The following is a 26,689-nucleotide window of genomic DNA, read 5'->3' on the forward strand; positions in this document are numbered from 1 at the left end:
GGACAGGAGCCGAAATGGGCCAGAAAATCGATCCGAACCTGTGGAGCGACGATCCGCAACCGCACCTGATGGGCGGCAGGCTGCCTTCGGGCGAAATCGTGTTCCCGATGCCGCAGGGTGACGCGGCGAAGGATGTCGAACCCTACAAGCTGTCACGCCACGGCAGACTGTGGTCGTGGACCTCGCAGGGGTTCCTTCCCAAGGAGCCTTACGAAGGCCCCGGTTCCGGCCCCGATCAGGGACCGCCCGATTTCGTGCCCTTTCTGCTCGGCTATATCGAGCTGCCGGGCGAAGTGATCGTCGAAAGCTACATCGTCGATGCGAAGCTGGAAGACCTTCATCTCGACATGCCGATGGAGTTCTGCGTGGTGCCGTTCAACGACACGCACGACACCTTCGCCTTCCGCCCCATCGCCTCTTCACAGGAGAAAGCCGCGTGAGCGAGAATGTCTATATCATCGGCGCAGGCATCCATCCCTTTGGCCGCACCGACGAACGATCGGGCCGCGAACAGGGCGTCTATGCCGTGCGCGAGGCGTTGAAGGACGCGGGGCTCGAATGGGCCGACATGGAATGCGCCTATGGCGGCAGCGCGGCGGCGGGCAATGCCGATATCATGGTCAACGAGCTGGGCCTGACATCGCTGCCCTTCACCAATGTCGCCAATGGCTGCGCCACCGGCGGCAGCGCGCTGGTTTCGGCGCAAATGGCGATTGCAAGCGGGATGTATGACCTCGCTCTGGCGGTGGGTTTCGACAAGCACCCACGCGGCGCCTTCAACGCCAAGCCCGCCGATTACGGCCTGCCCGAATGGTACGGCCAGACCGGCATGATGCTGACCACGCAGTTCTTCGCGCTGAAGATCCAGCGTTACATGCAGTTGCACGGGATCAGCCGCACGACGCTCGGCCGGGTGGCGGAAAAGGCGTTCATCAACGGCGCCGTCACTCCGCATGCATGGCGGCGGAGCGAAATCGATCTCGACACGATCATGAACGCGCCGATGATCAATGATCCGCTGACCAAGTTCATGTTCTGCGCTCCGGCGGAGGGCGGTGTTGCCCTGATCCTCGCGAGCGAGAAAAAGGCGAAGGAGCTGGGCGCGCTCAATAACAATGGCGCGGTGAAGATTTCCAAGATCGCGGTGCGGACCCGTCCGCCTGACAGCTTCGAGGTGTTTCAGGCGGGTGTCAGCGTGAAGGAAGGCGGCAAGCCGACCGTGCTCGCGTCAAAGGCCGCGTTCGAAGGTGCCGGGATCGGCCCCGAAGACATCGAAGTCGCGCAGTTGCAGGACACCGAAAGCGGCGCGGAAATCATGCACATGGCCGAAAACGGCTTCTGCAAGGATGGCGATCAGGAAGAATGGCTCGCCAATGGCTGGTCGCGGCGCGACGGAAAGCTGCCGATCAACACCGATGGCGGATGCCTCGCCTGCGGGGAACCGATCGGCGCATCGGGCCTGCGGCAAGTGTACGAGAATGTCGAGCAGCTGCGCGGGCGCGCGGGCGAACGGCAGGTGATCAAGGCCCACGGCGGCGCACCAAAGACGGGATACAGCCACGTCTACGGCGCACCGGGGCTTTCGGCAGTGGCGATTTTGGAGCGTTAAATGGGCAAGATGACAGGCAAGGTGGCGCTCGTCACCGGCGGCGCGGAAGGGATCGGAGCCACGGTCGGCCGGATGATCGTCGCCGAGGGCGGACAGGTTCTGCTGTGCGACATACAGATCAAGAAAGCGCGCCAGCTGGCGGACGAGCTGGGCGACAATGCCGAAGCGTTCGAGCTCGACGTGCGCAATCTCGATCAATGGCACGCAGCGGTGAAATTCGCGCAGGAGCAGTTCGGCAAGCTTACCGTGCTGTGCAACATCGCGGGGATTTCAGAGCCGGGCAATGTGCCCGAAGGCGCGCTCGACGTTTGGGAACGCACGATCGATATCAATCTCAACGGCCCCTATTACGGAATGCGCGCGGCGATCCCGGCGATGGAGGCGAGCGGCGAACCCTGTGCCATCGTCAACATCGGGTCGATGATCGCGATGCGCCCTGCCGCTTTCGTTGCGGCCTACAGCGCCTCCAAATCCGGCCTTCGCGGTCTTACGCAGAGCGTTGCGCTCGATTGCGCCGAACGCGGCGTGCCGATCCGCGCCAACATGGTTCACCCCGGCGCGATCCGCACCCCGATGTATGAACGCTACAAATATTCGGGCGCGGACACGCCGGAGAATATCGAGACGAACTTCGCCGCCACCCACCCGATGAACCGCATCGGCGAGCCGGATGAAGTGGCCAAGGCGGTGGTGTTCCTCGCCAGCGACGAAGCGAGCTTTACCACCGGCTGCGATTTCACCGTCGATGGCGGCGGCAGCATCAGGAGCTGACGGATATGGGCGAACAACCGGCAAAACGCATCGACGCGCATTTCATCGCTGCGGGCAAGTATCACGATATCGACTATCCGCGGCTGGAAGTGCTCAAGCTGCTGGCCGAACACCCGCATATCCGCACCACTGTCGCCTGCGATTATTCGGGGCTGGAGCGGCTGGACCAGTGCCGTTTCCTCGTAACCTACACTTGCGACCTGATGCCGACCGAGGAACAGGCGAAGCAGCTTCGCGCGTGGCTGGAAGCGGGCGGCAAGTGGCTGGCGCTGCACGGCACCAATTCGATCCTCGTCTTCACCGAGGACGGGCTGGTCGATGCGCCGGAAAACCGCCCTGACGTGTTCGACATGCTCGGCACCCAGTTCAAGGCGCACCCCCCGATCGGCCCGTTCGAAGTCGAAGTGGTGAACAAGGATCACGAACTGACCCGCGGGATCGACAATTTCGAAGTGGTGGACGAGCTGTACCTGTCCAAGACCACCGCCGAAATCGACACGCTGATGCAGACCACTTTCGAAGGCGAAGCGACCGGCTTTGTCGACGGGCAATGGGACAAGACGGCGGTGCCGATCCTCTACACCCGCGACATCGGCGCCGGGCGGATCGTCTACAACACGCTGGGCCATTGCCGCGGCCATTACGACCTGCCGGGAATGCAGGATTTCTACCCGCACAAGGAAATGTGCGCCTGGAATTACGATGTTTATTACGATCTTCTGCGCCGCTCGATTGGCTGGGCGATGCGGGAAGACTGAAGGACACAGCCAATGGATATGACATTCTCCCCCGAAGACATCGCGTTTCGCGAAGAAGTGCGCGATTTCCTCGCTGAAAAGCTGCCGCAGCACCTGCGCGATGGTGCCCGGCGCACGCCCGGCGTGTTTGTCGAACCCGACATCGGGATGGAATGGCACCGCATCCTGAATGAAAGAGGCTGGGTCGCCCCGCACTGGCCCAAGGAAGACGGCGGAACCGGCTGGACCCCGACGCAGAAATTCATCTTCGAAAAGGAATGCGCGCTGGCCGGAGCGCCCGCCCTCGCCATCCTCGGCCTGCGACTGGTCGGCCCGGTGATCTGCGCTTTCGGCACGCCCGAACAAAAGGCGCGCTTCCTGCCGCGCATCCTTTCTGGCGACGATTACTGGTGCCAGGGTTATTCCGAGCCGGGTAGCGGATCGGACCTTGCCAGCCTCAAGACTTCGGCCCGGTTGGAAGGCGACGAATATGTCGTCAACGGTTCGAAAATCTGGACCACCCACGCGCATCACGCCAACTGGATCTTCGCGCTGGTGCGCACCGATCCCACGGTGAAGAAGCAGGCGGGCATCACTTTCCTGCTGCTGCCGATGGACCAGCCGGGGATCGAGGTGACGCCGATCCATTCGATGTCGGGCGATCACGAAGTCAACGCGGTGTTCTTCACCGACGCACGCACTCCGATCGAAAACCGTATCGGCGAGGAAGGCCAGGGCTGGACCATCGCCAAGTTCCTGCTTGAAAACGAGCGCGGCGGATCGTGCTTTGCCCCGCGCCTGTTGCAGAGCATCGACAAGCTGGCGGAGCTGGCGGAAACGCAGCCTTCGGGCGTCAACGGGGCGATCGCGCATGATCCGCGCTTCCGCGACCGGCTGGCGCGCACCCGGCTTGAGGCGGAAGCGCTCGAATTCACCGAACTGCGCATCCTTGCCGAACTGGCGAAGGGCCGCTCACCCGGGCCGCAAACCTCGCTGGTCAAGATGCTAGGGGCGAACATCGGGCAGGCGGTCGATACGCTGCGGCTCGAACTGCTTGGCCCCGACGCGCTGCAATTGCCGCTGGAGCGCCCGCTTTACGGCAATGAAGCGCCCGAGCCGGTGGGCAGCGAAATGGCGCAGACTGCCATGGGCCGCTATCTCAACAATCGCGCCGCGACGATCTTTGGCGGATCGGACGAAGTGCAGAAGAACATCATAGCCAAGACCGTCCTCGGTCTCTGAGAGGGAAGTACCAATGGACGTATCGAAGCTGATGTTCCGCGATGGCCTAATGGATGGCCAGCGGATCCTTGTCACCGGCGGGGGAACCGGGCTGGGCCGTGAAATGGCGGAAGGTTTCCTGAAGCTGGGGGCAACCGTCTACATCTGCGGCCGCCGCCAGAACAAGCTGGACGAAACCGCCGCCGAATTGATGGCCGCGCATGGGGGCAAGGTTGTCGCCCATGCCTGCGACATCCGCGATGCGGACGCGATTCACGCCATGGTCGATGCAATCTGGGCCGATGGCGGCGCGCTTACGGGCGTGGTCAACAACGCGGCGGGCAACTTTATCAGCCGGACCGAAGACCTTTCGGTCAACGGCTTCAACGCGATTGCCGATATCGTGATGCGCGGCACGTTCTACGTCACGCTCGACATCGGAAAACGCCTGATCGCCGAAGGCAAGAAAGCGAGCTTCCTCTCGATCCTCACCACCTGGGTGTGGTCGGGCAGCGCCTTCGTGGTGCCTAGCGCGATGAGCAAGACCGCGATCAACGCCATGACGCAAAGCCTTGCGACAGAATGGGGCCGCTATGGCCTGCGCTTCAACGCCATCGCGCCGGGGCTTTTCCCGACCAAGGGCATGAGCGCGCGTTTGTCCCCTGGGGGACAAGGCGGGAATTCCAAGAACGATCTCAACCCGATGGGCCGCGCAGGCGAAATGCACGAACTGGCGAACCTCGCAGTGTTCCTGATGGGACCGGGCGCGGAATATGTGAACGGGCAGACCATCGCGATCGACGGCGCAGGCTATCAGGCCAATGGCGGGACATTCTACCCCATGCTCCACGCGCTGGGCGATGCCGAATGGGAGCAGATGCGCGCGATGATCAAGGGCACCAACGAGAAGGACAAGGCGGACCGCGCGACCGGATAAGGCAGCGCGAATAGCCCAGTCAGAAATCGTCTTCTTCGACGGCTTGTGTCTCGAGGAAGTGCAAGCCCAGCATCAGGCCGTCGACCCAGACGACTTCGCACCAGACCTTGCGGTCTTCCCAGGCGAGCAGCCCTGTCTTGTCCCTGACCGGTCGCCTGACGAGGATTTTTGCACCGGTCGCGGACACATCCTTGATCAGGACAGGCTGCGTCCGGCTCGGGGTAAGCAGCGTTCCCATGATCTCTACGGACCGGCGCCTCGCCTGTCTCCGACCGATCAAATTGTCGATATCGCTCACAAATCGATCCCAAACTAAGGCTGCGGCTCCTCCTCTAACCGAGACAGTCTTAGAAAGGGTAAACCGACGGTCGATTACTCCGCTTCGGCCAGTGCCTGCGCGGTCTTGTAATCAGGCTTGCCGTTGTTGAGCCTGAGCGACTGATGCGTCATCACGTAAAGGCGTGGAATCTTGTAACCCGCCAACCCGGCGCGGGCACAGGCGTCGAGCGCGTCCTCGGACACTTCGCCCTCCGGCTGCACCACCGCGACAACTTTCCGGCCAAAGCGCGGATCGGGCAGGCTGACGACGCGCACGTCCTTGACGCCCGGATGCTCCAGCAGCACCGCCTCGACCTCTTCGGGGAAGACTTTCTCGCCGCCGGTGTTGATGCACATGTTGTCGCGGCCGATGAATTCCATGCTGCCGTCCGCCGCCCAGCGCGCGCGGTCCCCCGTCATCAGCCAGCGTTTGCCGTCGATTTCGGGGAAGGTCTGGCGGTTCTTTTCGTCCTCGCCCAGATAGCCGAGCGGCAAGGGCCCGGTGCGCGCGACGATGCCGACGCCTTCGCTGCCCTTGGGAATCTCTTTCAGGTTTTCGTCGAACAGCTTTGTCTCGCGCCCCGGCAAGGGCTGGAACTTGCCCCCGCCCGTCGATCCTTGCGCGGTGGTGATGACGATCCCGGTGCCGCTGCTTTCCGACGATCCCAGCGCATCGATCACCACCAGCGCGGGATTGTGCGCGATCAGCCGTTTCTTGAGATGTTCGGAGAACACCGCGCCTGACGATGTCACGCTGCGCAGGCTGGCAATCGCCTCTGCGGCGTCGGCACGCGCATCCAGCCGATCGGCCAGCGGCAGGGCAAAGGCATCGCCGACGATGAAAACACCCCGCGCGCCCAGCCGCTTCACTTCGTCAATCGCGATGTCGGCGTCAAACTTGTGCGCGGGTAACAGCGCCAGCGTGCCGCCTTTCAGCAGGTGGATCACAGCGGTGAACTGCCCAGCCCCGTGCATCAGCGGGCTGAGCAGCAGCAGCGGCGAAGTGCTTGCGGGGTGATCCGGCCCGATCCTTGCCGCTTCCTCCAGCTGCGCTTCCAGCGAAGTCGCGACAAAGGGCGGTTCGCCAAAGCCGCGCTGCCATACCGAAATGCTGAAAGCCTGCCATGCTTCCACCATCGGCCACATCACCGCCTTGGGCATGCCGGTGGTGCCGCCCGTTGCCGTCAGGAACAGCGCCTGTGGATCGTCATGGATCGCGAAGCCATCAGGCAGCGGGGTTGCTTGCAGCGCGTCCCATTCCGCCCCGCCGACATCCACCGTCAGCGCATCAGGCGCCATTGCTTCGCGCGCCAGATCGGCAAAATCGCTTTCGGTGAACAGCGCCTTCAGTCCGAACCGGGCGAAGATGTCCGCAAGCTCGCGCTCCTTGTAATGGTAATTCACATTAACCGGGACGACGCCCGCTTTCACGCAGCCGAAATAGGCGAGCATGTAGTCGGGATTGTTGCGCAGCATCTGCCCGGCAATGTCGCCCGGCTGCAAACCATGCGCCCTGAGGCCGGCAGCAATCGCATCGGTGCACGAATCGAATTCGCCCCAGGTGACGATCCGCTCCCCATGAATCAGCGCCGGACGCGCCGAATCGATACCCTGAGCCAAGGCTTTCAGCGCGATTCCGAAATTCTCGCCCGCCCAGAAGCCATCCTGCCTTAACATGGTCGCAATCTCCGTTAGAGTAGCCGTGCCTAACCAGCGATAAAGTGCATTGCCCCTACGTAAAGTATGAGGCGACTCGCGCGAAATAAGATAGTCTGGTCGGACGGGAGCAAGAGGAGAGGAGTGAGCCTTATCATGGCCACCAATGTCGTTGAACTTCGCACGCCGAACGGCACCGAGAATCTCGAGCAATTGCTGGAACAGGTGACGATCACCTGCCCCGAAGACATCCACGATGCCGCCGTCAATCTGGCCCGCATCGCGCAGGAGCGGGGGATGCAGGTCGCCGTGTGCGACGACATCTCCTCCAAGGAACCGATGATCGACGCCGACGGCACGATCCTGAATGCCGACATCTTCCGCTGGCTGGACGATGGCGCTCGCTGGTGGGAGGATCATCGCCTCGCGCTGCATTCGCCATTGCCGCGCGCCTGCCGCTATGAAAGCGAACCGTTCTGGGTGAACCGCCACGGCTTCAACCTGAAATGGCGCAATTCCTATCTCGAGGAAATCGACCTCGCCGATTTTGAAAAGCGTTCGCTGTGCAAGGCGGCGATCGTCATCCCGACGCACCTGCCGTTTGGCCAGATTTCGGCCAGCAGCTTCATCAGCATGGACCACGACAAGGAAGACCTGTCGGAAGAATACGCGCTTTACGGCACGCTGTTCGGGCATCTGATCCGCCGCTTCGTCGCCGGTTATGTGCAGGCGAACCGCACCAAGCGGCGCATCCCTTCGGATTGCGTGCTGTCAAAGCGCGAGGTCGAATGCCTGCGCTGGGCGGCGATCGGCAAGACCGACAAGGAAATCAGCATGATCCTTGATCGCAGCCACGCGACGATCCGCTATCACATCCACCGCGCGGGCGAAAAACTCGACAGCGTCAACCGCGCGCAGACGATTTTCAAGGCAGGCCAGCTGGGCTATCTGGGGGCGTCGTCCTAGGGTTTTCGAAGGCGCATCTGCGCTTTCATCCTCGCTAGACGTGCGTTGCTGCGCACCGCACCCGCTGCGGGCGGGCAGTCGCCCTTGCGACGCGTTCAGCGTCGAAGCAGCGCATTTGACGAATATTTGCAGATCGGTTGCGTAGCAACCGCAAGGCCACGCGGCCGCCCCGCAGGTGCCCGAGCGTAGCGAGGAGCAGCACCGAGGACGAAGGCGCATCCGCGCCTTCGATAAATCAAAGCTTACGCAACGGTTCGCTGCCGTCCCAGCTTTCACACGCGGCCTTGATGATGGCGAACAGGTCCGGCCCGTCCTTGGCCTGCTGGAGGATTTCGACCAGCCCGCCCGGACCGCTGCCGGGATTGACATAGATCACTTCGCTGGCACCAAAGCGCCCTTCGACCATCACCTCGGCGCCGGCATCGGCACACACCCTGCGCGCCTCGGCGATGTCGTCCACCAGAATGCAGACATGGTGCAGCCCGTTGCCGGTCGATCCGTATTCGCCGCGATAGATCGACGGGTGATCGTCGCGCGGGCGGATCAGTTCGATCTGGATATCCCCCCAATAGGCGAGCGCGAGGTCGAACACCGCATCGGTCGGCTGGCCGCGGTATTTCATTCCCTCAAGATGGATGCCCTCGATCAGGTGGAACGGCCCCACGCCGATCGTTCCCGTCCAGTGCGCGACGGCGGCGTCGAAGTCCTCGGGCACGAAAGCCAGCTGCATGATCTCGCCCAAAGCCGCAATTTTCCCCGACAGCGCCATCGATCCTCTCCAATCCGATAGGGTGACCCGGCTGATAACCTGTGTGATATTCTCCCGACGGAACACTGCACAAAGTGCGAGTAAGGATCGAGAGAGGGACCCATGAACGATATCAAGGACGTCAACCGCGAGGATCGCTGCCCCGGCATCAGCTACACCGACATGCTGAACGGTGACACGCGCACCCCGCCCGATTACCTGTTCGAGGAAACGACCATCGAAATGGGTGACGATCCGATCCCGGTCGAACCCTATATTTCCGAAGATTTCGCCCGGCTCGAACGCGAGAAGATGTGGCCCAATGTCTGGCTGTTCGCCGCGCGCGAGGACGAAATGCCCGATCCTGGCGACACGGTGGTGTTCGAAATCGCGGGCAAGAGCTTCCTGCTGATCCGCCAGAAAGACGGATCGGTCCGCGCTTTCTACAACGCCTGTCTACACCGCGGGCGCAAGCTGCGCACCACTTGCGGCCCGTCGATCCAGCTGCGCTGCCCGTTCCACGGTTTCACCTGGCGCAATGACGGCAGCTTGAAGGAAATCCCGTCGGAGTGGGACTTCAAGCATCTCGAAGGCAAGGATCTGTCGCTACCCGAAGCCCGCGTCGAGCTGTGGCAGGGCTTCGTGATGATCACCGAGAACCACGACCTGCCCGATTTCAAGACCTGGCTCGGCCCGGCGGCTTCGCATTACGAACGCTATGACTTCGAAAACCGCTACACCGGCATGTGGGTGCAGAAGAAGATCCCGGCCAACTGGAAAGCGACGGCGGAAGCCTTCATGGAGGCGTGGCACTCGATCGTCACCCACCCGCAATTGCTGCCGTTCCTGGGCGATGCCAACACCCGCTACGATCACATCGGCGATCACTTCAACCGCGCAATCACCCCGTCGGGCGTGCTCAGCCCGCATCTCAAAGGCAAGGATTCGGATTACGTCCTGTCGAAAATGAACGAATTTTCGGGCGGCGCGGATGCCAGCACCAACCGGCGGTTTGCTGCCGGAGAAGGCGGCGAAGGCTATGACGCTGCCGATCCGTTGGGGGCGCGCAAGGTACTGGCCGAAGCCAGCCGTCAGGGCTTCAGCGAACAATACGGCTATGACTATTCCGAGGCATCGGACAGCGAACTGCTCGACAATTTCACCTACAACATCTTCCCCAATTTCGCGCCGTGGATCGGGTATCTGCCGACGCTGACCTATCGCTGGTTGCCGGGTGATACACCCGACTGGTGCATCATGGAAATCCGTCTGCTGTTCCCCACGCCCAAGGGCGAGAAACGCCCGCGCGCGGTGGAAATGACCTACATCCCCGATGACGAGCCCTTTGCATGGGCCGCCGACATCATGGGGCCGCAGCTGGCCAATGTGTTCGATCAGGACATGGCCAATCTGCCGCATGTCCAGACCGGGATGAAGACGATGAAGGAAGGCCTGATGGAGCTTGGCCACTATCAGGACAGCCGCGTGCGTCATTTCCAGACGACCTTGCGGAAATATGTCGAGGGCGAATTGCCCGCCAAGGGCTGAGCGGGCAGAAAGCCGAGGCATGAGCATTTCCGTCGATCTTTCGGGGCGCACCGCGCTCGTCACCGGCGCGTCCTCGGGGCTTGGCGCGCGCTTTGGCCGCATCCTTGCCGCGAACGGGGCACGCGTCGCCCTCGGCGCAAGGCGCAAGGACAGGCTTGAAGCGCTTGCCGATGAAATCGGCGAAAGCGCCGCCGCGATCGCCATGGATGTCGCGCAAGAGGCCGACATCATCGCCGGTTTCGATGCGGCAGAGGCAGCATTCGGCCCGGTCGACACGGTGATCGCCAACGCCGGTGTCGACGGCGCAGGCATGGCCATCGACATGCCAGAGGAAGAGATCGAGCGCACGCTTGCGATCAACCTCAAAGGCGCGATCCTGACCGCGCGTGAAGGCGCAAAACGGATGATCTCGAACAAGGTCGAGCGCGGGCGGATCGTGATGATCGCATCGATCACCGCGTTCGAGCCGTCGCCCGGCCTTGTCGCCTATTCCGCGTCCAAGGCAGGCGTCATTCAGGCCGCGCGCAGCATGGCGCGCGAATGGGCGCGCTACGGCATTTGCGTGAACACGATCTCCCCCGGCTACATCCGCACCGCGATCAACGATGACTGGTTCGATACCGACATGGGCAAGAAACAGATCGCCCGCTTCCCCAAGCGTCGTCTGATGGGCGAAGAGGGACTCGACGGGCCGCTGCTGTTCCTGTGTTCGGACGCGGCGGAATTCGTGACGGGAAGCGATTTCGTGCTGGACGACGGGCAGACGCTTTAGCCCGGCAGCCGGCGATTACGAGGCAGAGGTTTCAGGCGCACCATCAGCCGCAACGCAGCGCCGCTGCTGTTCGGCCCGGATCGCGCGAACCGATATGCCACGGTCATCGGCTTCGAGAAAATTCATGTCGGAATCAAGCTCAAGCAGATCGCCGTCATCACCGCCCGCGATAATGCTGGCGATGCCCGTGACAACCCCGGTACGCCGGGCGCGCCGCTCCCCGCGCTTCTCATAATCGAGCGCGGTGGCAAGCTGGGCACAGGTGAGCAAGGAATAGCGGGTGGCGCGCTGTTCGACGGTGGTGCAACCGCCTCCAATCAGCGCCAGCCCGACAACAAGAGTAAAGGTGCGAAACATCGGGTTACTCCCTTGGTTCATGGTTCGGGGAAAATGGGGCCGGGCCACCGCCGGGGGGTGCAGGTTTGGGGATTCCGGCAGCGGCCCGACCATCGTCAGAAGCGCAAGGTAACGCCTCCGAGGACCTGGTTGGATGAAAGCGAACCGTCGAGCTCCTTGCGCCGGTATTCGGCGCGCACCGACGCGTTATCGCTGAGCGCGTACTCCAGCCCGCCGCCAAAGATCACGCCGTCGGAAGTCTCGCCATCGCTGGCGACAGGGGCGGTGGTGCCGGTGGCAAAGCCACGGATGCGATACCGGTTGAGCGCATAGCCGACCCGGCCATAGGCGAGCAGCCGCTCAGTCACGGTCACGCCGCCACGCACGCTCAGGTCGGCGCTCCATTTCGAATCAAGCTCGATCGAACCGCCCGGAATATCGGCGCGCAAGGTCTTGCCGCCCGGCGCGAAACCGGCTTCGACACCGATAACGAAGCGATCAAGCTGGTGATCGTATCCGACATATCCGGCATAGGCGAAGCCGTCCCGGCTATCGTCAAGCGCGGTGTTGAGCGCATCGGGCAACACCGTCGCGTCGATTGTACGGTCTTCCCAGCCGGCCTGCGCACCGATGGTGACGCCCTGGAAATGCTCGTCACTGGATTGTGCATGGGTTGGCGTCGCCGTTGCCAGCATTGCCAGCGAGGCAGCCAGCGCGGCCAAACCCACGCCCAGCGGCTTCACGTTGCGGATGGTGTTTTGGGAATACATCATGGTCTTTCAGTCCTTTCATTTGCGTCGCTTGCATGGATTGCGGGCAAGCGTTCCCGCTGCGGCAGGCGACCCTGACGCTGGAATTTGGAGGTTGGTTTGTGGAAGGGTCACACGCCCTTGCGGGTGGTGATCCTGTCTGATCGGGGCGGGTTGCCCGGATGTTTTACGGAGGCGGCTCCGGTGCTTCGTTCAAGGCACCGAGGCAGAAGCGTTCGCGATAGTCCGTCGCCGAAACGCCGACGTGGCGCTGAAACGCACGGCGCATCCGCTCGGCGCTTTGGAACCCGGTCTGAAGCGCGATCTGGTCGATCCGGGCAGAGGATTGCTCCAGCGCGACCCGCGCCGCCTGAACCCTTGCCGCTTCGACGTAATGCGCCGGTGTAACCCCGGTTTCGTCCTTGAACTTGCGGGCGAAAGTCCGCTCCGACATGGCCGCCCGCGCCGCCAGAGCGGTGATGTTGAGCGGTTCGGCCAAATGGCCGAGGATGTAGTCGAGCGTTTCGTTGATGGCCGGGTCCTCGGCGCGCTGCGCGACCAGATGCGCGCTGAATTGCGACTGTCCGCCCGGACGCATCATGTACATCACATTGTAGCGCGCGACCTGAAGCGCGATGTCGTGCCCCCAGTCCTGTTCCAGCAGGGCCAGCGCAAGGTCCATCCCCGATGTCACTCCGGCGGAGGTCCAGATATTGCCGTCGCGGATGAAGATCGCGTCCGACTGGACGGAGACTTGCGGATAGCGTTTGGCGAGAACCGGGCACCACCACCAATGGGTGGTGGCGCGGCGCCCGTCGAGCAGTCCGATCTCTGCGAGGATCATCGCCCCGGTACAGATCGACACGACGCGTCCCGCGCGCTTTGCCGCCTGTTGCACGAAATCGAGCAAGGCCGGGCTTTCAAGCGCCTCGACCGTGCCGTGCCCGCCTGCGACGACCAGCGTATCGATCGGGGCGCCATCGGCCAGCGCGTCGGCAAAGCTCTGGTCGGCCTCGATCGTCAGCCCGCTGGTCGTGCTGACCCGGCCCGCGCTTTCGGCGACGACGTGCACTTCATAGGGGGTGACGCCTTCGGGCAGGAACAGCTTCGCGCCGGTCAGGACCTCAAGCGGGCCGACCACGTCAAGAATGTGCGCCTGGGGATAGACGACCATGACGACGCGGGGGGGCTGCGGAGCCTTTGTCTGAATGGTGTGTTTGTGTGCCATGGACAGACATTAGCCCGATCGCGCGGCAACCGTTAGGACAGTAACCCCACTCTTTCTGCCAAACTTCGCTGAAATGGGCGCTTTCCTACATGGGGACGTCCGGGCGATACTGTTGCAATGCGCGGCGCTCTGTCCGCCGGACGCGTGCAATCAGGATGGAAAGCGATCAATCTGAAAAGTCACACCCCCACCCCCGGAAAGTCCCACTTTTCCTATTATGTTCAGTGATTTGGGGTAGGACCGAATATTTTTAAAACACCCGGTTCGCTGTCACACACTCTCCCGGATCAAGCCCGCGCAGCAACCTCGGCGGCGTCGAAGTAATGGATGCGCAGTTCCTTGAGCAGCCCGTCCTCGAACACGCCCATCTCGTTGACGGTCTGGCTGAAGGGGGCGCTGCCGTCCTTGGGGTGCATCGTCAGCGTCAGCACCGTAACGGCGTGGGTATCGCCGCCGGTGATATCGTGAATGTCGACAGTCGCCTGCGCCCAGGTGCCGTACATCGCGGCGGCGCAGCGTTGCAGCGCGTCCTTGCCGCGCCATTCCCCGCCGAACGGCAGGCACTCCGCCTCGTACAGCACGAAATCGGGGTGAAGCAGGCTTTCGACCTTGTCCCAGTCGCGCGCACCCGCTGCGGCATAGACTGCGGACAGAAGTTCCCGCGGATTACTCACCGTCGCCGGCCCTCACTCGATCGTCCCGATGATGTCGCCGACCTTGTATTTGACGCCTTCTTCCCCGGTCGGGCGGATGACACCGGAGGCCTGAGCCTCGATCTCGACGGTCGTCTTGTCGGTTTCGGCGGTGTAGATGATGTCGCCCTTGCTGACCTGTTCGCCGTCGCCGAACATCCATTCGGCGAGCGTCACCTCGGTCGCGCTCATGCCCAGCTTGGGGATGCGGATTTCCTCGGCCATTCAGAGCTTTCCTACGCTTGCCTTGATCTGTTCGACGATTTGCGCCTTGGTCGGGATCCACGCCTGCTCAAGATGCGAAGCGAAGGGCACGGCGGAGAAGGTCCCGCCGATGCGGCGCACCGGGCCTTTGAGATTGTCCCAGCACTTCTCCTGGATGTTGGCGGCGATTTCCGCCCCCGTCCCGAACGGACGCACCGCCTCGTGCAGGGTCAGCGCGTGGCCCGTCTTGTTGACCGAAGCGAGCACGGTAGCTTCGTCATAAGGGGCGATGGTGCGCAGATCGACAACCTCGACGCTGATGCCCTCTTTCTCCAGCTCGCCCGCCACTTCGAGCGCGTCGAGCACGGTGCGGCCATAGGTGATGAGGCTGATGTCACTGCCTTCACGCGCAATCGCGGCCTTGCCCAGCGGCACGCGGTAACCGGGGCCGGGGTCTTCGCTGGTGAGGCCGTAGCACAGGATGTTCTCGATAAAGACGACCGGATCGTTGGCGTCGATCGCAGACCGCATCAGCCCGCGCGCGTCGGCGGCGTTCGACGGGGTGACGACATGCATCCCGGCGACATGGGCGAACCATGCTTCGAGCATGTCGGAATGCTGTCCGCCAAAGCCAACGCCCACCCCGGTGGTGGTGCGGATCACGATCGGGCACGGCGTCTGCCCGCCCGACATGAAGCGCAGCTTGGCCGCGTGGTTGACGATTTGGTCCATGCACACGCCGACGAAGTTCATCAGCATGATCTCGGCAATCGGGCGCTGTCCGGCGAGCGCCGCGCCCACCGCCGCGCCGATGATCGCGGTTTCGGAGATCGGCGTGGCGCGAATGCGGTGTTCGCCATACTTTTCGGTAAGCCCGGCGGTGACCTTGAACACGCCGCCGCCCTGCTTGGCCGAAACGTCCTCGCCCAGGCAGAACACGCCGTCGTCTTCGGCCATTGCCTCGTCAATCGCGAGGTTCAGCGCCTGCGTCATGGTGATCTGGCCCATGTCAGTTAACCTCCTCGAGAACGTCTTTGTAGATTTCGTCAGTATCAGGCAGCGGCGCGTCGAGCGCGTGTTGCACCGCCGCGTTGATCTGCGCGTCGATGTCGGCGACAATCGCGTCCAGCTCCTCTTCGGTGAACTGGTGTTCGAGCATGACCTGCCTGAGCTTGGGCAGCGGATCCTCGGCCTTCATTTCGGCGATGTGTTCGGGCGGCATGTAGCTGAAGTCCGAGCCGAAGAAGTGGCCCATCATGCGGTAACACATGGCCTCGACCAGCGTCGGCCCTTCGCCGCGGCGCGCCCGATCCACGGCTTCTTTGACGGCGGGGTAGACCTGATTCACGTCATTGCCGTCCACCGTCACACCCGGCATGCCATAGCCCGCAGCGCGGCTGGCGATATTGGGGCTGTCGGTGTGATCGGCATAGGCGGTGTGTTCGCCATAACGGTTGTTCTGGCACAGGAAGACGACCGGCAGCTTGTAAAGCTGGGCCATGTTCATAGCTTCGTGGAAGCCGCCGATATTGGCCGCGCCATCGCCAAAGCTGACCAGCGTCACCCGCCCGTCGCCATTGTTCTGGCTCGCCATGGCAAGCCCGTTGGCAATCGGCAGGCCCGATCCGACGACGCCCGTTGTCACCATGATTCCGGTTTCAGGATCGGTGATGTGCATGGTGCCGCCCTTGCCCTTGCAGGTGCCGGTCGCCTTGCCGAGGCATTCGCCCCACCACTTCTCCATCGGGATGCCCTTGGCGGTCTGTTCGCCCTGGCCGCGATAGGTGCAGACGACGTAATCGTCCTTTTCCAATGCAGCCATCGCCGCGGCGGAAACCAGCTCCTGCCCGCGCACGCAGTAATACATCACGGCGACCTTGCCCTGCATCAGCAGTTCGCGGAACTTCTCGTCCGTGCGGTTCACCTTCATCGTGCGGGTATAGATGTCGAGCAGCTTGTCGCGGTCTATCTCAGCCATGGAGTAAGAGCCTTCCTGTTGGGATCGGGGTGCTTAGAACTGGACGCGCTGCGTGAAGCCGCCGTCGACGACGACATTCGCGCCGGTCATGTAGGGGACAGCCGGGCTGGCAACGAAGACGATCGCGTTGGCGACTTCCTGATCATTGCCGAAACGTCCCATCGGCATCTTGGCGAGCGTAGCCTGGAACAGCTCCGGCATGACGCCTTCGATCACTTCCCAGTTTCCGCCGGGATAGTAGATCGCGCCAGGCGACACGGTGTTGACGCGGATGCCCTGCGGCGCAAGCGCCTGCGACAATTGCGAGCCGTAGGTGATCAGCGCGGCCTTGAGCGCGTTGAACGCCTGCGGGGCGATGAAGGTCTCAAGCGCCGCAGTCGAGCTCATGAACACGATGGAGCCGCTGTCCGAATTGGCGAGATGCGGGGTCAGAACCTCAACCCCGTTCACAGCGCCCATGATGTCCATGTCGAGCGTGCTCTGCCAATCACCGGTGCCGCCCGTGCCGGAGGAGGACGCGGTGTGGATGAAGATATCGCAGCCGCCCAGTTCGCCGGCGGCCTTTTCCAGCCATGCCTTGTAGGCGTCAGGCCCGTTGGCCATGTCGAATACCTCGGCAAACACCTTGCCCGGCCCTGCTGCTTCGATCGCCGCCTTGGCCGCTTCGATCTTGTCTTCCTTGCGGCTGAAAAAGGCGACATCGGCGCCCTCGGCCGCGAACAGCTTGAGCGAGGCAAGCCCCAGCCCGTGCGCGCCGCCGTTCATGATGACTTTCTTGCCTTTGAGTCCCAGATCCATCGTGCGCTCTCCCTCGCATATACCGTGATGGGCAAAGGGATAGCGAAGCCTGCCGTGCAGGCGTATCGTCAAAAGTGTGGGTATGGGGTGTTTGTGCCGCAAAAACCCGGTCTGACGGGTATGGGCAGGAGGTGGTGCTGCTGGAGAGAATTGAACTCTCGACCTCACCCTTACCAAGGGTGCGCTCTACCACTGAGCTACAGCAGCCTGCCAGTGCAGGCGCGCGCTATTGTCGCGTGCGATGCGAATGTCAAGCGGGGCTTGAAGGTTGCGGCCTCTGACGGCAATGGGTTTCGCATGAGTGAAGGCCGAAGCAATAAAATGTCGCGCGAGGAACGCATGGCGGCGAAGCTGCGGGAAAACCTGCGGCGTCGCAAAGCGCAATCGCGCCAGTTGAAGGCCGAATCGCCCGATAACGGGGTTTCCAAGGACGATTGCGAAAGCTAACGCGTAACGTTCCTGATCACACAAGCCCGATGATATAGGCCCGACCAAGCAGGAGCGACCTTCCAAGTGCCAAAGTTGATATTGGTCCGCCACGGCCAGAGCCAGTGGAACCTCGAAAACCGCTTTACCGGATGGTGGGATGTCGACCTCACCGAAAAGGGTGTGGCCGAGGCGAAGGCCGCCGGTGCACTGATGAAGGACAAGGGTGTGCTGCCCACGGTCTGCTTCACCTCGGTTCAAACCCGCGCGATCAAGACGCTCAATCTGGCGCTGGAGGAAATGGGCCGGCTGTGGCTGCCGGTGACGAAGGACTGGCGGCTCAATGAAAGGCACTATGGCGGGCTTACAGGGCTGAACAAGCAGGAAACCCGCGACAAGCACGGCGATGAACAGGTGCACATCTGGCGCCGCAGCTTCGACGTGCCGCCGCCGCCGATGGAGCCGGGCAGCGAATATGACCTTTCTGACGATCCGCGCTACGCCGGGATCGAGGTGCCAAACACCGAAAGCCTGAAACTGACGATCGAACGCGTGCTTCCCTATTGGGAAAGCGACATTCTCCCGGTGCTGGCCAGCGGTGAAACCGTCATCATTTCAGCCCACGGCAACAGCTTGCGCGCGCTGGTGAAGCACCTTTCGAATATCTCGGATGAGGACATCACCAGGCTGGAGATTCCCACGGGCCAGCCGATCATCTATGACTTCGATGACAATATGGTGCCGGGCGAACGGTACTATCTGAAGGATAGCTGAGGGGCTTTGCGCGTGGGAGGAAAAGTAGCCATCGTCATGGGCAGCCAGTCGGACTGGCCGACCATGCGCCTTGCCGCAGAGCTTCTTGAGGAGCTTGAGGTCGAACATGAGGCCCGGATCGTCTCCGCCCACCGCACACCAGATCGGATGAGCGCCTTTGCCAAGGGTGCAGAAGGCGAAGGCTTTGACGTGATCATCGCCGGTGCCGGAGGTGCAGCGCACCTGCCCGGAATGATCGCGGCGATGACGCATCTGCCGGTGCTGGGCGTACCGGTGCAGTCGAAAGCGCTGTCGGGCATGGATAGCCTGCTGTCGATCGTCCAGATGCCCGCCGGGATTCCGGTCGGCACGCTGGCCATTGGCGAAGCGGGAGCGAAGAATGCCGCGTTGATGGCGGCTGCCATTCTGGCGCTGAGTGACGAAGACCTGTCGGAGCGGCTGCAGGATTGGCGCGCCGCCCGCACCGGCGACGTTGCGGATTTACCGGTGGACTGATGGCAGAACGTGCACCCCTTCCCCCGGGCTCGACCATCGGCATCCTTGGCGGTGGCCAACTTGGCCGGATGCTCGCCATCGCGGCAAAGCAGCTGGGCTATCGCTGCATCGGCTACGCCCCGCCCGGCGACAATGTCGCGGCGTCGGCTTGCGATGACTTCTTCGACAACGGCTGGGGCGAAACCGCTGCGCTCGCTGCATTCGCCAGCAAGTGCGATGTCGTGACATGGGAATTCGAGAACGTCCCGCTGACGGCGGTTGGCGCGATTCCCGAACGCATGCTCGCACCCAATCCCCGCGCGCTCCAGATCGCACAGGACCGGCTGAACGAGAAACGCTTCGTCGAAGAGCTTGGCGCGACTTGCGCGCCCTATATGCGGGTCGAAAGCGATGAGGAGCTCACCCGCGCCATCGACCGGATCGGCGCGCCCGGTATTCTGAAGACCGCGCGCGACGGTTACGACGGCAAAGGCCAGTGGCGCATCGGATCGTCCCGCGAAGCCGAAGGGGTGCGCTTCCCGGGGCAAACCTGCATTTACGAAGGGCTTGTCGATTTCGAGACCGAATTTTCCGTAATCCTTGCTCGCGGGTACGACGGCTCGATCCGCATCTGGGATTCGACCGCAAACACCCACGAAGGCGGAATGCTGGTGCGTTCGGCTCTGCCGGCAGGTGAGATTGTCGAGGCTCAGGTCGAGGAGGCACGCGCCATCGCCAAGAAGACCGCCAAGGCGCTGGGCTATGTCGGGGTGCTGACGCTCGAATTCTTCGCCACACGAAATGGGCCTGTTTTCAACGAGATGGCGCCGCGCGTCCACAATTCCGGGCACTGGACCATTGAAGGTGCGGCGACGAGCCAGTTCGAAAACCACATCCGCGCGATCTGCGCCCTGCCGCTGGGCGGGACGGCGACCCGCTTTGCCGAAATCGAGATGCGCAACATCGTCGGCGAACAGGCGTTGGCGGCGCACCGCATACTTTCCGAAGCCGGGGAGCCGCATTTGCACCTTTACGGCAAACGCGAGGCCCGCGCTGGACGCAAGATGGGCCATGTCACGCGCGTGTCTCACGGGATCAGCCACGGCAAGCCGTGAACCCCATGAATAAAAAAGAGATTTTCCTGATCTATGCGCGCGCCGCCAATGGCGCAATCGGCAATGAAGGACGCTTGCCGTGGCACCTTCCGGCTGACCTCAAGCGGTTCAAGGCGCTGACTTTGGGCAAGCCGATGATCATGGGGCGCAAGACCTTTGAAAGCCTGCCGGGCCTGCTTCCGGGGCGTCGCCACATTGTGCTCACCCGGCGCGAACATTGGGATTCGACCGGGGCCGAAGTCGTGCGAACCGCGGCTGAAGCGCTTTCAAAGGCGGCTGAAGGCAACGAAACCGGCGAAATTGCGGTTGTTGGCGGCGCCGCGATCTATGACGTGTTCCGCCCCATGGCAGACCGCATCGAAGTGACCGAAATTCACGAGGATTATCCCGGCGACACCTTCATGAAGCCGCTTGGCGACGAATGGCGGGAAACATCGCGCGAAGATCATCCCGCCACGGATGGCCGGCCCGCCTATTCCTTCGTCACTTATGCGCGCCATGTCGAGGACGACGCAGGCGAGGCGGCATGATCCGCAAGCTTCTCCTCGGGCTCGTCGGCTTTGTCGTGCTCGCCGCAGCGGGGTTCTTCCTGTTCGCGCCGAGGATGGCCGAAGAAAGCATGAACAAGATCGACGGCGAGCCGCTGATCGCGGTGAGCGCCGAGGCGAAGGCGCTGCACGCGACACTGACCATCGTCGACCTTCACGCAGATACACTGCTGTGGCAGCGCAGCCTGCTGGCGGACAGCGGCCGGGGGCATGTAGACCTTTGGCGGCTGCAGCAAGGCAATGTCGCGCTGCAGGTGTTCTCCAGCGTCACCAAGACGCCAAAGGGTCAGAATTACGACAGCAATTCCGCCGATGGCGACAACATCACCATGCTTGCCATTGGCCAGTTGCAACCGGTGCGCACGTGGTTCTCGATCCTTGAGCGCGGGCTCTATCATGGCGAGAAGCTTGATCGGGCCGTAAGCGAAGACAAGTGGGGCATCTTGACCAAGGTGACGAGTGCCACGGAACTTGAGGCCCTGCTTTTGCGACGAGCAGACAAGAGCATGTGGCGCAGCGCACCTGAGGGCGTAAAGGGAATCGCACAACCTCCAATCGGCGCGCTCTTCAGCGCCGAAGGCCTCCACAGCCTCGAAGGCGATCCCGACAATCTCGACAAGCTCTATGACGCCGGCCTGCGCATGGCTGGGCTCACCCATTTCTTCGACAATGAACTCGCCGGATCGATGCATGGCGAGGAAAAGGGCGGACTCACCCCGATGGGCCGCGAGGTCGTCCGCCGCATGGAGGACAAGGGCATCGTGGTCGATATCGCCCATTGCTCGCACCAATGCGTCGCCGAAGTGCTGGCGATGGCGCGTCGCCCGGTGGTTTCCAGCCATGGCGGGGTGCAGGCGACCTGCGATGTCAACCGCAACCTTACCGATGACGAGATCCGGGGCGTCGCCGCAACCGGCGGAGTGATCGGTGTCGGCTATTGGGAGGGCGCCGTTTGCTCGACAGACCCGCGCGCCACCGCCCGTGCGATGAAGCATATCCGCGATCTCGTGGGCATTGAACATGTCGCGCTCGGCAGCGATTATGATGGCGCGGTCACCGTGCGGTTCGACACTTCGCAACTGACACAGGTGACGCAGGCATTGATGGACGAAGGTTTCTCCGAGGAAGAAATCCGCGCCGCGATGGGCCTGAACGCGCTTCGGGTGTTGCAAGCCGGGCTCAATCCGATGAAAGCAGCGCAATGAGGTGGCTCGATCATCGTGAGGATGTTCCCAAGGCGCTGCGCGGTGCGGTGATCGCGCTGGGCAATTTCGACGGTTTCCATCGCGGGCATCAGGCCGTGGCGGGTGAGGCGATCCGCTGGGCGCATCAGGAAGGCCGCCCTTCGATCATCGCGACATTCGATCCGCATCCGGTGCGGTTCTTCCGCCCAGATGTGCCGCCGTTCCGCCTGACCACGCTCGAACAGCGGCAGGAACTGTACCTTGCCGCCGGGGCCACCGCGATGCTGGTGTTCCACTTCGATGCCGAACTGGCAGGGACAAGCGCGGAGGATTTCATCACGCAAATCCTGATCGGCCGTTTCGGCGCTCATGGCGTGGTGACGGGCGGCGATTTCACTTTCGGCAAGATGGCGAAGGGCAATGTCGATCTGCTGCGCACCTTCGGGGCCGAAAACGGCCTCGAATCGCGCGTGGTCGAAGCGGTGGAGGAATCCGGTGTCATCTCCTCCAGCCGCATCCGCGAAGCCCTGCGCGAAGGCGATCCGCAGCTTGCCGCGCAGCTTCTGTCGCGCCCCTTCGCGATCCGCGGTATCGTGGAACACGGGGACAAGCGCGGTCGCACCATCGGCTATCCCACGGCGAACCTTTCAGTCGAGAATTACCTGCGGCCCAGATACGGCGTCTATGCCGTTACGGGAAAGATACTGGCGACGGGCCAGGTGCTGAAAGGTGCGGCCAATATCGGCATCCGTCCGCAGTTCGAACCGCCCAAGGAGCTGCTCGAACCCTATTTCTTCGACTTCTCCGGCGATCTGTACGGACAGGAAATCGAGGTCGCCTTCCACCACTTCCTGCGCGGCGAGGCGAAGTTTGACAGCCTCGAAGGATTGATGGCGCAGATGGAGAAGGATTGCGACGAAGCGCGAAGGCTTCTAAGCGCCCTTCCCGATGAGTAACGACACCGCGAAACGCGACTACAAGGACACCGTCTTCCTGCCGAAGACGGACTTCCCGATGAAAGCCGGCCTTCCCCAGAAGGAACCGGGCATTGCGGCGCGCTGGCGCGAGATTGGTCTTTACGAAAAACTGCGCGAGGCGCGCCGGGGCCGGGAGAAGTTCATCCTCCACGATGGCCCGCCCTATGCAAATGGCGACATGCACATCGGCCATGCGCTGAACCATATCCTCAAGGACATGGTCTGCCGCACGCAGAACCTGATGGGCAAGGACGCGCCCTATGTTCCCGGCTGGGACTGCCACGGCCTGCCGATCGAATGGAAGGTCGAGGAACAGTACCGCAAGAAGAAGAAGAACAAGGACGAGGTTCCGGCAAAGGAATTCCGCGCCGAATGCCGCGCCTATGCGCAGCACTGGGTCGACACGCAGCGCGAGCAGCTGAAGCGGCTCGGCATCCTTGGCGATTGGGACAATCCGTATCTGACGATGGATTTCCAGGCCGAGGCGACGATCGTTGCCGAGCTGTGCAAGTTCGCGGAGAACGGCAACCTCTATCGCGGCGCGAAGCCAGTGATGTGGTCCCCGGTCGAAAAGACTGCACTGGCCGAGGCGGAGGTTGAGTACGAAGACCTGACCGACAGCCCGCAGATCGACGTGGCGTTCGAGATCGTCGAGAGCGCTGTGCCGGAGCTGGTCGGCGCGCATGCGGTGATCTGGACGACCACCCCGTGGACGATCCCGGTGAACCAGGCTTTGGCCTATGGGCCGGAGGTTGAATACATCACCCTGAAGTTCACCGAAGATCGTGACAGTTGGATTTCCCTCCCGGAGGAGGGAATGTCGATTGTGCTTCGAGAAGAGTTTTTCGACATTCTTGGTGGCAGAACAGTATTAGTTTCAGCCGAGTTGGCCAAAGCGTTCATCCGACGAGTGGCCGAATATTGGATGGTGCCTAACAATCAGAAGGCAACTGTCGGAGGCGAAACTCCTTTCGTCGAGAAGCAGAGTCGCCTCAAAGGCTCCGACCTCGCCGGAACCAAAGTCCGCCACCCGATGCACCATCTCGGGGGGTTCTACGCGACCCCCCGCCCCATGCTCCCCGGCGACTTCGTCACCACCGACTCTGGCACCGGGATCGTCCATATGTCGCCCGATCATGGCGAGGACGATTTCGAGCTGTGCAAGGCGAACGGCATCAACCCCGTTTTCGCGGTGCAGAACGACGGCACCTATCGCGACGACTGGCCGTGGCTGGGCGGGCATGACGAGCGCCGCCGCAGCGTCATCAACAAGCCCTTCAACGCGCCCGACGGGCCGATCTGCAACGATTTGCGCGAAGCGGGTGCGTTGCTCAGTGCCAGCGCCGACTACGCGCACTCCTATCCGCATTCCTGGCGCTCGAAAGCCAAGGTGATTTATCGCTGCACGCCGCAATGGTTCGTGCCGATGGATCGCGATCTTCCGTGGCTCGAACCCAAGAGCAAGGAAGACAAGGCGTGGGAAAGCGAAGGCGGCGCGATTGATCCTTCCGAGGAAAGCCTGTGCGCCGCGCCGACGCTGCGCGAACGGGCGATGGAGGAAATCGCCCGCGTCGAATTCATCCCCGAAAAGGGCCGCCGCCGCATCGGCGCAATGGTCGAAGGCCGCCCCGACTGGGTGCTTTCGCGCCAGCGCGCATGGGGTGTGCCGATCACGCTGTTCGTGCGGCCTGACGGCACCTATCTGCAAGACCCCGCCGTCAACGCCCGCATCGTCAACGCGGTGCGCGAACAGGGCGTCGATGCGTGGGAGGAAAGCCGCAAGGCCGAATTCCTCGGCCCCGATTACAACCCTGACGATTTCGAGATGGTCACCGACATTCTCGACGTGTGGTTCGATTCGGGCTGCACCCATGCCTTCGTGCTCGAATCGGGGCGCTGGCCCGACCTGCAATGGCCCGCCAACCTCTATCTCGAAGGGTCTGACCAGCATCGCGGCTGGTTCCAGTCCTCGCTGCTGCAAAGCTGCGCAACGCGCGGGCGTGCGCCTTACGATCAGGTTCTGACCCACGGCTTCACCATGGATGCCAAGGGCAAGAAGATGTCCAAATCGCTCGGCAACACCATTGACCCGCTGAAGGTGATGGAGACGACCGGCGCGGACATCATCCGGCTGTGGGCGCTATCGGTCGATTTCACCGAGGATCACCGCATCGGCGATGAGATCCTGAAAGGCGTGGGCGACCAGTACCGCAAGCTGCGCAACACTTTCCGCTACCTGCTGGGCGCGCTGGACGGCTGGGTTGGCGACATGAGCGATCTGGGCGAGATTCCGGAGCTGGAGCGGTATGTCCTCTCGCTCCTTTCCGAACTCGACGGGAAGCTGCGCAAGGCGGCGACCGAGTACGATTTCAACACCTACACCCGCCTGCTGGTCGATTTCTGCAACGAAGACCTCAGCGCGTTCTATTTCGATATCCGCAAGGACACGCTCTATTGCGAAGGGCCGGACAGCGATCTGCGCAATGCCTATCGCGTGGTGCTCGATCTGCTGTTCCACGCGCTGGTGCGGTATGCCGCGCCGGTGCTGGTCTTCACCGCCGAGGAAGTGTGGAAGAGCCGCTATCCCGAAGACGACGAACAGGGCGGCAGCGTTCACTTGCTCGAATGGCCCAGCGTCCCTGCCGTCCCGGCGGACGCCCACACATGGGCAAAGCTTCGCGAACTGCGTGAGCGCGTGACCGAAGCGATCGAGCCGCTGCGCCGCGAAAAGGTGATCCGTTCGAGCAATGAAGCCGTCGTCACCGTGTCCGCATCGGCCGTTCCCGAAGGTGTGAGCGACGAACAGCTCGCCGAATTGTTCATCACCGGGACAGTGACGCGCGGGCAAGGCGAAGAGGTGACAGTCACCAAATCCACCGACCACAAATGCGGCCGCTGCTGGCGCCTGCTTCCCGACGTGCCCGAAGACGGTGCGCTGTGCGGGCGCTGCGACAGCGTGGTTGCAGCGATGGACGGCGCGCAATGAGCGGCCTGTTCACCCGCAACCGGCTGATCGGGCTGGGGTTTGCCGCCTTCATCGCGGTGATCGACCAGATCGTGAAGTGGTATGTGATCGGCCCGCTCGACCTGCGTCTGGTGCGCAACATCGAGCTACTGCCGTTCTTCGACCTGACCTACACCGAAAATCGCGGCATCTCGCTCGGCATGTTCCAGGCGACGACGATGGAGATGCGCTGGCTGCTGGTACTCGTCACCGCCGCGATCGCACTGGTGGTGCTGGTATGGATGATGCGCGAAAAGCTGCTGAGCGACATTCTCGGGCTGGCGCTGATCCTTGGCGGAGCGCTGGGTAACATCCGTGATCGCTGGGAACTGGGCTATGTCATCGACTATGCCGATTTCCACATCGGGACGTTCCGCCCCTTCCTCGTTTTCAACATCGCCGATGCGGCTATCACCATCGGTGTTCTCATAATCCTTGCCCGCAGCCTGTTCGTGCGCGAAAAGGATGAAAATACGGACGCGGAAAGCGTCCAAGCGGAGAATGAACATGCGTAACCTCAAATCGGCCATCCTGCTCGCATCCGGCTGCGCCATGCTGGCGGCTTGCGGAGGCAGCGGCATCTTCAACCGTGACCGGCCCGACGAATTCGCCGTCCAGCGGCAGGCTCCGCTGGTGGTCCCGCCCGATTTCACGCTGACTCCGCCCGCTCCCGGGGCACCGCGCCCGTCGGAAGGCACCGCGTCGGAACAGGCACTCGAAGCGCTGTTTGGCGGCCCTGCTCCGCGTAGCCAGATCGAAACCAGCGCGCTTGACCGTGCCGGCAGCGCGGCTCCGGGCATCCGCTCCGAAGTCGGCGATCCGGGCACCAACACCGTTGCCAAGGGCAGCGTGACGCGTGACATCATCGCCGCCCCTCAGGGTGACGGCGCGGCGGCACAGACGCTTATTCCGGGCTAAT

General features: G+C 62.6%; 30 protein-coding genes and 1 tRNA gene. 19 read left to right on the forward strand and 12 right to left on the reverse strand.

What is annotated here, in order from left to right; genetic code table 11:
- Window positions 1–14 precede the first annotated feature (14 nt).
- The 6 genes from L1K66_RS01595 to L1K66_RS01620 are packed head-to-tail and all read left to right on the forward strand — an operon-like array spanning window position 15 to window position 5,275.
- Window positions 15–440, forward strand: a complete 426-nt coding sequence (locus L1K66_RS01595; RefSeq protein ID WP_252259326.1) for a Zn-ribbon domain-containing OB-fold protein — start codon at window positions 15–17, stop codon at window positions 438–440.
- Window positions 437–1,609 carry a thiolase family protein gene (locus L1K66_RS01600; RefSeq protein WP_252259327.1) on the forward strand — a complete coding sequence of 391 codons (1,173 nt, stop codon included), beginning with the start codon at window positions 437–439 and terminating at the stop codon, window positions 1,607–1,609. The genes L1K66_RS01595 and L1K66_RS01600 overlap by 4 nt, the downstream gene beginning before the upstream one ends.
- Complete coding sequence (locus tag L1K66_RS01605; protein ID WP_252259328.1) at window positions 1,610–2,380, forward strand: SDR family NAD(P)-dependent oxidoreductase; 771 nt, start codon at window positions 1,610–1,612, stop codon at window positions 2,378–2,380.
- Between the two features lie 5 nt (window positions 2,381–2,385).
- Entirely contained in the window at window positions 2,386–3,138 is a 753-nt protein-coding gene (locus tag L1K66_RS01610) for a ThuA domain-containing protein (protein WP_252259329.1), read from the forward strand.
- Between the two features lie 12 nt (window positions 3,139–3,150).
- The gene (locus L1K66_RS01615) at window positions 3,151–4,359 is read left to right on the forward strand and encodes an acyl-CoA dehydrogenase family protein (protein ID WP_034956666.1); all 1,209 of its coding nucleotides are present in this window, start codon (window positions 3,151–3,153) and stop codon (window positions 4,357–4,359) included.
- Window positions 4,360–4,372: 13 nt separating this feature from the next.
- A complete protein-coding gene (locus L1K66_RS01620) occupies window positions 4,373–5,275 on the forward strand; it encodes an SDR family oxidoreductase (RefSeq protein ID WP_252259330.1) in 903 nt (300 codons plus the stop codon).
- A 19-nt stretch (window positions 5,276–5,294) separates the two neighbouring features.
- On the opposite strand, the gene L1K66_RS01625 is transcribed toward L1K66_RS01620, so the two are convergent.
- Both L1K66_RS01625 and L1K66_RS01630 read right to left on the reverse strand, forming a co-directional pair.
- Window positions 5,295–5,573: a PilZ domain-containing protein gene (locus L1K66_RS01625; RefSeq protein ID WP_330221243.1), complete on the reverse strand. Its 279-nt coding sequence runs from the start codon at window positions 5,571–5,573 to the stop codon at window positions 5,295–5,297.
- Window positions 5,574–5,647: 74 nt separating this feature from the next.
- On the reverse strand, window positions 5,648–7,270 hold the full coding sequence (locus L1K66_RS01630) for an AMP-binding protein (RefSeq protein WP_252259332.1): 1,623 nt from the start codon (window positions 7,268–7,270) through the stop codon (window positions 5,648–5,650).
- A 135-nt stretch (window positions 7,271–7,405) separates the two neighbouring features.
- Here L1K66_RS01630 and L1K66_RS01635 point away from each other — a divergent pair, with 135 nt between their 5' ends.
- Window positions 7,406–8,215, forward strand: a complete 810-nt coding sequence (locus L1K66_RS01635) for a helix-turn-helix transcriptional regulator (RefSeq protein ID WP_252259333.1) — start codon at window positions 7,406–7,408, stop codon at window positions 8,213–8,215.
- A gap of 235 nt (window positions 8,216–8,450) precedes the next feature.
- On the opposite strand, the gene L1K66_RS01640 is transcribed toward L1K66_RS01635, so the two are convergent.
- A complete protein-coding gene (locus L1K66_RS01640) occupies window positions 8,451–8,984 on the reverse strand; it encodes a VOC family protein (RefSeq protein ID WP_252259334.1) in 534 nt (177 codons plus the stop codon).
- A 102-nt stretch (window positions 8,985–9,086) separates the two neighbouring features.
- Here L1K66_RS01640 and L1K66_RS01645 point away from each other — a divergent pair, with 102 nt between their 5' ends.
- Together L1K66_RS01645 and L1K66_RS01650 are read left to right on the forward strand one after the other, a co-directional pair.
- A complete protein-coding gene (locus tag L1K66_RS01645; protein ID WP_252259335.1) occupies window positions 9,087–10,511 on the forward strand; it encodes an aromatic ring-hydroxylating oxygenase subunit alpha in 1,425 nt (474 codons plus the stop codon).
- Between the two features lie 19 nt (window positions 10,512–10,530).
- On the forward strand, window positions 10,531–11,283 hold the full coding sequence (locus tag L1K66_RS01650; protein WP_252259336.1) for an SDR family NAD(P)-dependent oxidoreductase: 753 nt from the start codon (window positions 10,531–10,533) through the stop codon (window positions 11,281–11,283).
- Between the two features lie 15 nt (window positions 11,284–11,298).
- Here the strand turns inward: L1K66_RS01650 and L1K66_RS01655 are convergent, their stop codons facing one another.
- From L1K66_RS01655 to L1K66_RS01695, 9 genes are all read right to left on the reverse strand, one after another.
- Window positions 11,299–11,640: a hypothetical protein gene (locus tag L1K66_RS01655; protein WP_252259337.1), complete on the reverse strand. Its 342-nt coding sequence runs from the start codon at window positions 11,638–11,640 to the stop codon at window positions 11,299–11,301.
- A 95-nt stretch (window positions 11,641–11,735) separates the two neighbouring features.
- The gene (locus L1K66_RS01660) at window positions 11,736–12,392 is read right to left on the reverse strand and encodes an outer membrane protein (RefSeq protein WP_252259338.1); all 657 of its coding nucleotides are present in this window, start codon (window positions 12,390–12,392) and stop codon (window positions 11,736–11,738) included.
- A 163-nt stretch (window positions 12,393–12,555) separates the two neighbouring features.
- A complete protein-coding gene (locus L1K66_RS01665) occupies window positions 12,556–13,596 on the reverse strand; it encodes a GlxA family transcriptional regulator (protein WP_252259339.1) in 1,041 nt (346 codons plus the stop codon).
- Window positions 13,597–13,883: 287 nt separating this feature from the next.
- A complete protein-coding gene (locus L1K66_RS01670; RefSeq protein WP_034956651.1) occupies window positions 13,884–14,270 on the reverse strand; it encodes a nuclear transport factor 2 family protein in 387 nt (128 codons plus the stop codon).
- 12 nt (window positions 14,271–14,282) lie between these two features.
- A complete protein-coding gene (locus L1K66_RS01675; RefSeq protein ID WP_034956649.1) occupies window positions 14,283–14,513 on the reverse strand; it encodes a biotin/lipoyl-containing protein in 231 nt (76 codons plus the stop codon).
- The gene (locus tag L1K66_RS01680) at window positions 14,514–15,500 is read right to left on the reverse strand and encodes an alpha-ketoacid dehydrogenase subunit beta (RefSeq protein ID WP_252259340.1); all 987 of its coding nucleotides are present in this window, start codon (window positions 15,498–15,500) and stop codon (window positions 14,514–14,516) included.
- A gap of 1 nt (window position 15,501) precedes the next feature.
- Entirely contained in the window at window positions 15,502–16,470 is a 969-nt protein-coding gene (locus tag L1K66_RS01685) for a thiamine pyrophosphate-dependent dehydrogenase E1 component subunit alpha (protein WP_252259341.1), read from the reverse strand.
- 33 nt (window positions 16,471–16,503) lie between these two features.
- Complete coding sequence (locus L1K66_RS01690; RefSeq protein WP_252259342.1) at window positions 16,504–17,268, reverse strand: SDR family NAD(P)-dependent oxidoreductase; 765 nt, start codon at window positions 17,266–17,268, stop codon at window positions 16,504–16,506.
- Window positions 17,269–17,400: 132 nt separating this feature from the next.
- Window positions 17,401–17,475, reverse strand: a tRNA-Thr gene (locus L1K66_RS01695).
- Between the two features lie 114 nt (window positions 17,476–17,589).
- On the opposite strand from L1K66_RS01695, the gene L1K66_RS16415 reads away from it, so the two are divergent.
- The 10 genes from L1K66_RS16415 (at window position 17,590) to L1K66_RS01740 (ending at window position 26,688) form a co-directional block, all read left to right on the forward strand.
- A complete protein-coding gene (locus L1K66_RS16415) occupies window positions 17,590–17,715 on the forward strand; it encodes a hypothetical protein (protein ID WP_256471475.1) in 126 nt (41 codons plus the stop codon).
- A gap of 66 nt (window positions 17,716–17,781) precedes the next feature.
- Window positions 17,782–18,468 (forward strand): 2,3-diphosphoglycerate-dependent phosphoglycerate mutase, encoded by a 687-nt coding sequence (gene gpmA, locus L1K66_RS01700; protein WP_252259343.1) that lies wholly within the window; start codon window positions 17,782–17,784, stop codon window positions 18,466–18,468.
- A gap of 12 nt (window positions 18,469–18,480) precedes the next feature.
- A complete protein-coding gene (gene purE, locus L1K66_RS01705; protein WP_256471476.1) occupies window positions 18,481–18,963 on the forward strand; it encodes a 5-(carboxyamino)imidazole ribonucleotide mutase in 483 nt (160 codons plus the stop codon).
- On the forward strand, window positions 18,963–20,057 hold the full coding sequence (locus L1K66_RS01710) for a 5-(carboxyamino)imidazole ribonucleotide synthase (protein ID WP_252259344.1): 1,095 nt from the start codon (window positions 18,963–18,965) through the stop codon (window positions 20,055–20,057). The genes purE and L1K66_RS01710 overlap by 1 nt, the downstream gene beginning before the upstream one ends.
- Before the next feature lie 5 nt (window positions 20,058–20,062).
- Window positions 20,063–20,587, forward strand: coding sequence for a dihydrofolate reductase (locus tag L1K66_RS01715; RefSeq protein WP_252259345.1), 525 nt, complete (start codon window positions 20,063–20,065; stop codon window positions 20,585–20,587).
- Window positions 20,584–21,810: a dipeptidase gene (locus L1K66_RS01720; protein WP_407931968.1), complete on the forward strand. Its 1,227-nt coding sequence runs from the start codon at window positions 20,584–20,586 to the stop codon at window positions 21,808–21,810. The genes L1K66_RS01715 and L1K66_RS01720 overlap by 4 nt, the downstream gene beginning before the upstream one ends.
- Entirely contained in the window at window positions 21,807–22,745 is a 939-nt protein-coding gene (locus L1K66_RS01725; protein ID WP_252259346.1) for a bifunctional riboflavin kinase/FAD synthetase, read from the forward strand. The genes L1K66_RS01720 and L1K66_RS01725 overlap by 4 nt, the downstream gene beginning before the upstream one ends.
- The gene (locus L1K66_RS01730) at window positions 22,738–25,752 is read left to right on the forward strand and encodes an isoleucine--tRNA ligase (RefSeq protein ID WP_252259347.1); all 3,015 of its coding nucleotides are present in this window, start codon (window positions 22,738–22,740) and stop codon (window positions 25,750–25,752) included. Before L1K66_RS01725 ends, L1K66_RS01730 begins: the two co-directional genes overlap by 8 nt.
- Window positions 25,749–26,285, forward strand: coding sequence for a signal peptidase II (lspA, locus tag L1K66_RS01735; RefSeq protein ID WP_252259348.1), 537 nt, complete (start codon window positions 25,749–25,751; stop codon window positions 26,283–26,285). Before L1K66_RS01730 ends, lspA begins: the two co-directional genes overlap by 4 nt.
- The gene (locus L1K66_RS01740) at window positions 26,278–26,688 is read left to right on the forward strand and encodes a DUF3035 domain-containing protein (protein WP_034957007.1); all 411 of its coding nucleotides are present in this window, start codon (window positions 26,278–26,280) and stop codon (window positions 26,686–26,688) included. The genes lspA and L1K66_RS01740 overlap by 8 nt, the downstream gene beginning before the upstream one ends.
- Window position 26,689: the final 1 nt, after the last annotated feature.

It is taken from the genome of Erythrobacter aurantius (genome assembly GCF_023823125.1).
Taxonomy (GTDB): Bacteria; Pseudomonadota; Alphaproteobacteria; order Sphingomonadales; family Sphingomonadaceae; genus Erythrobacter; species Erythrobacter aurantius.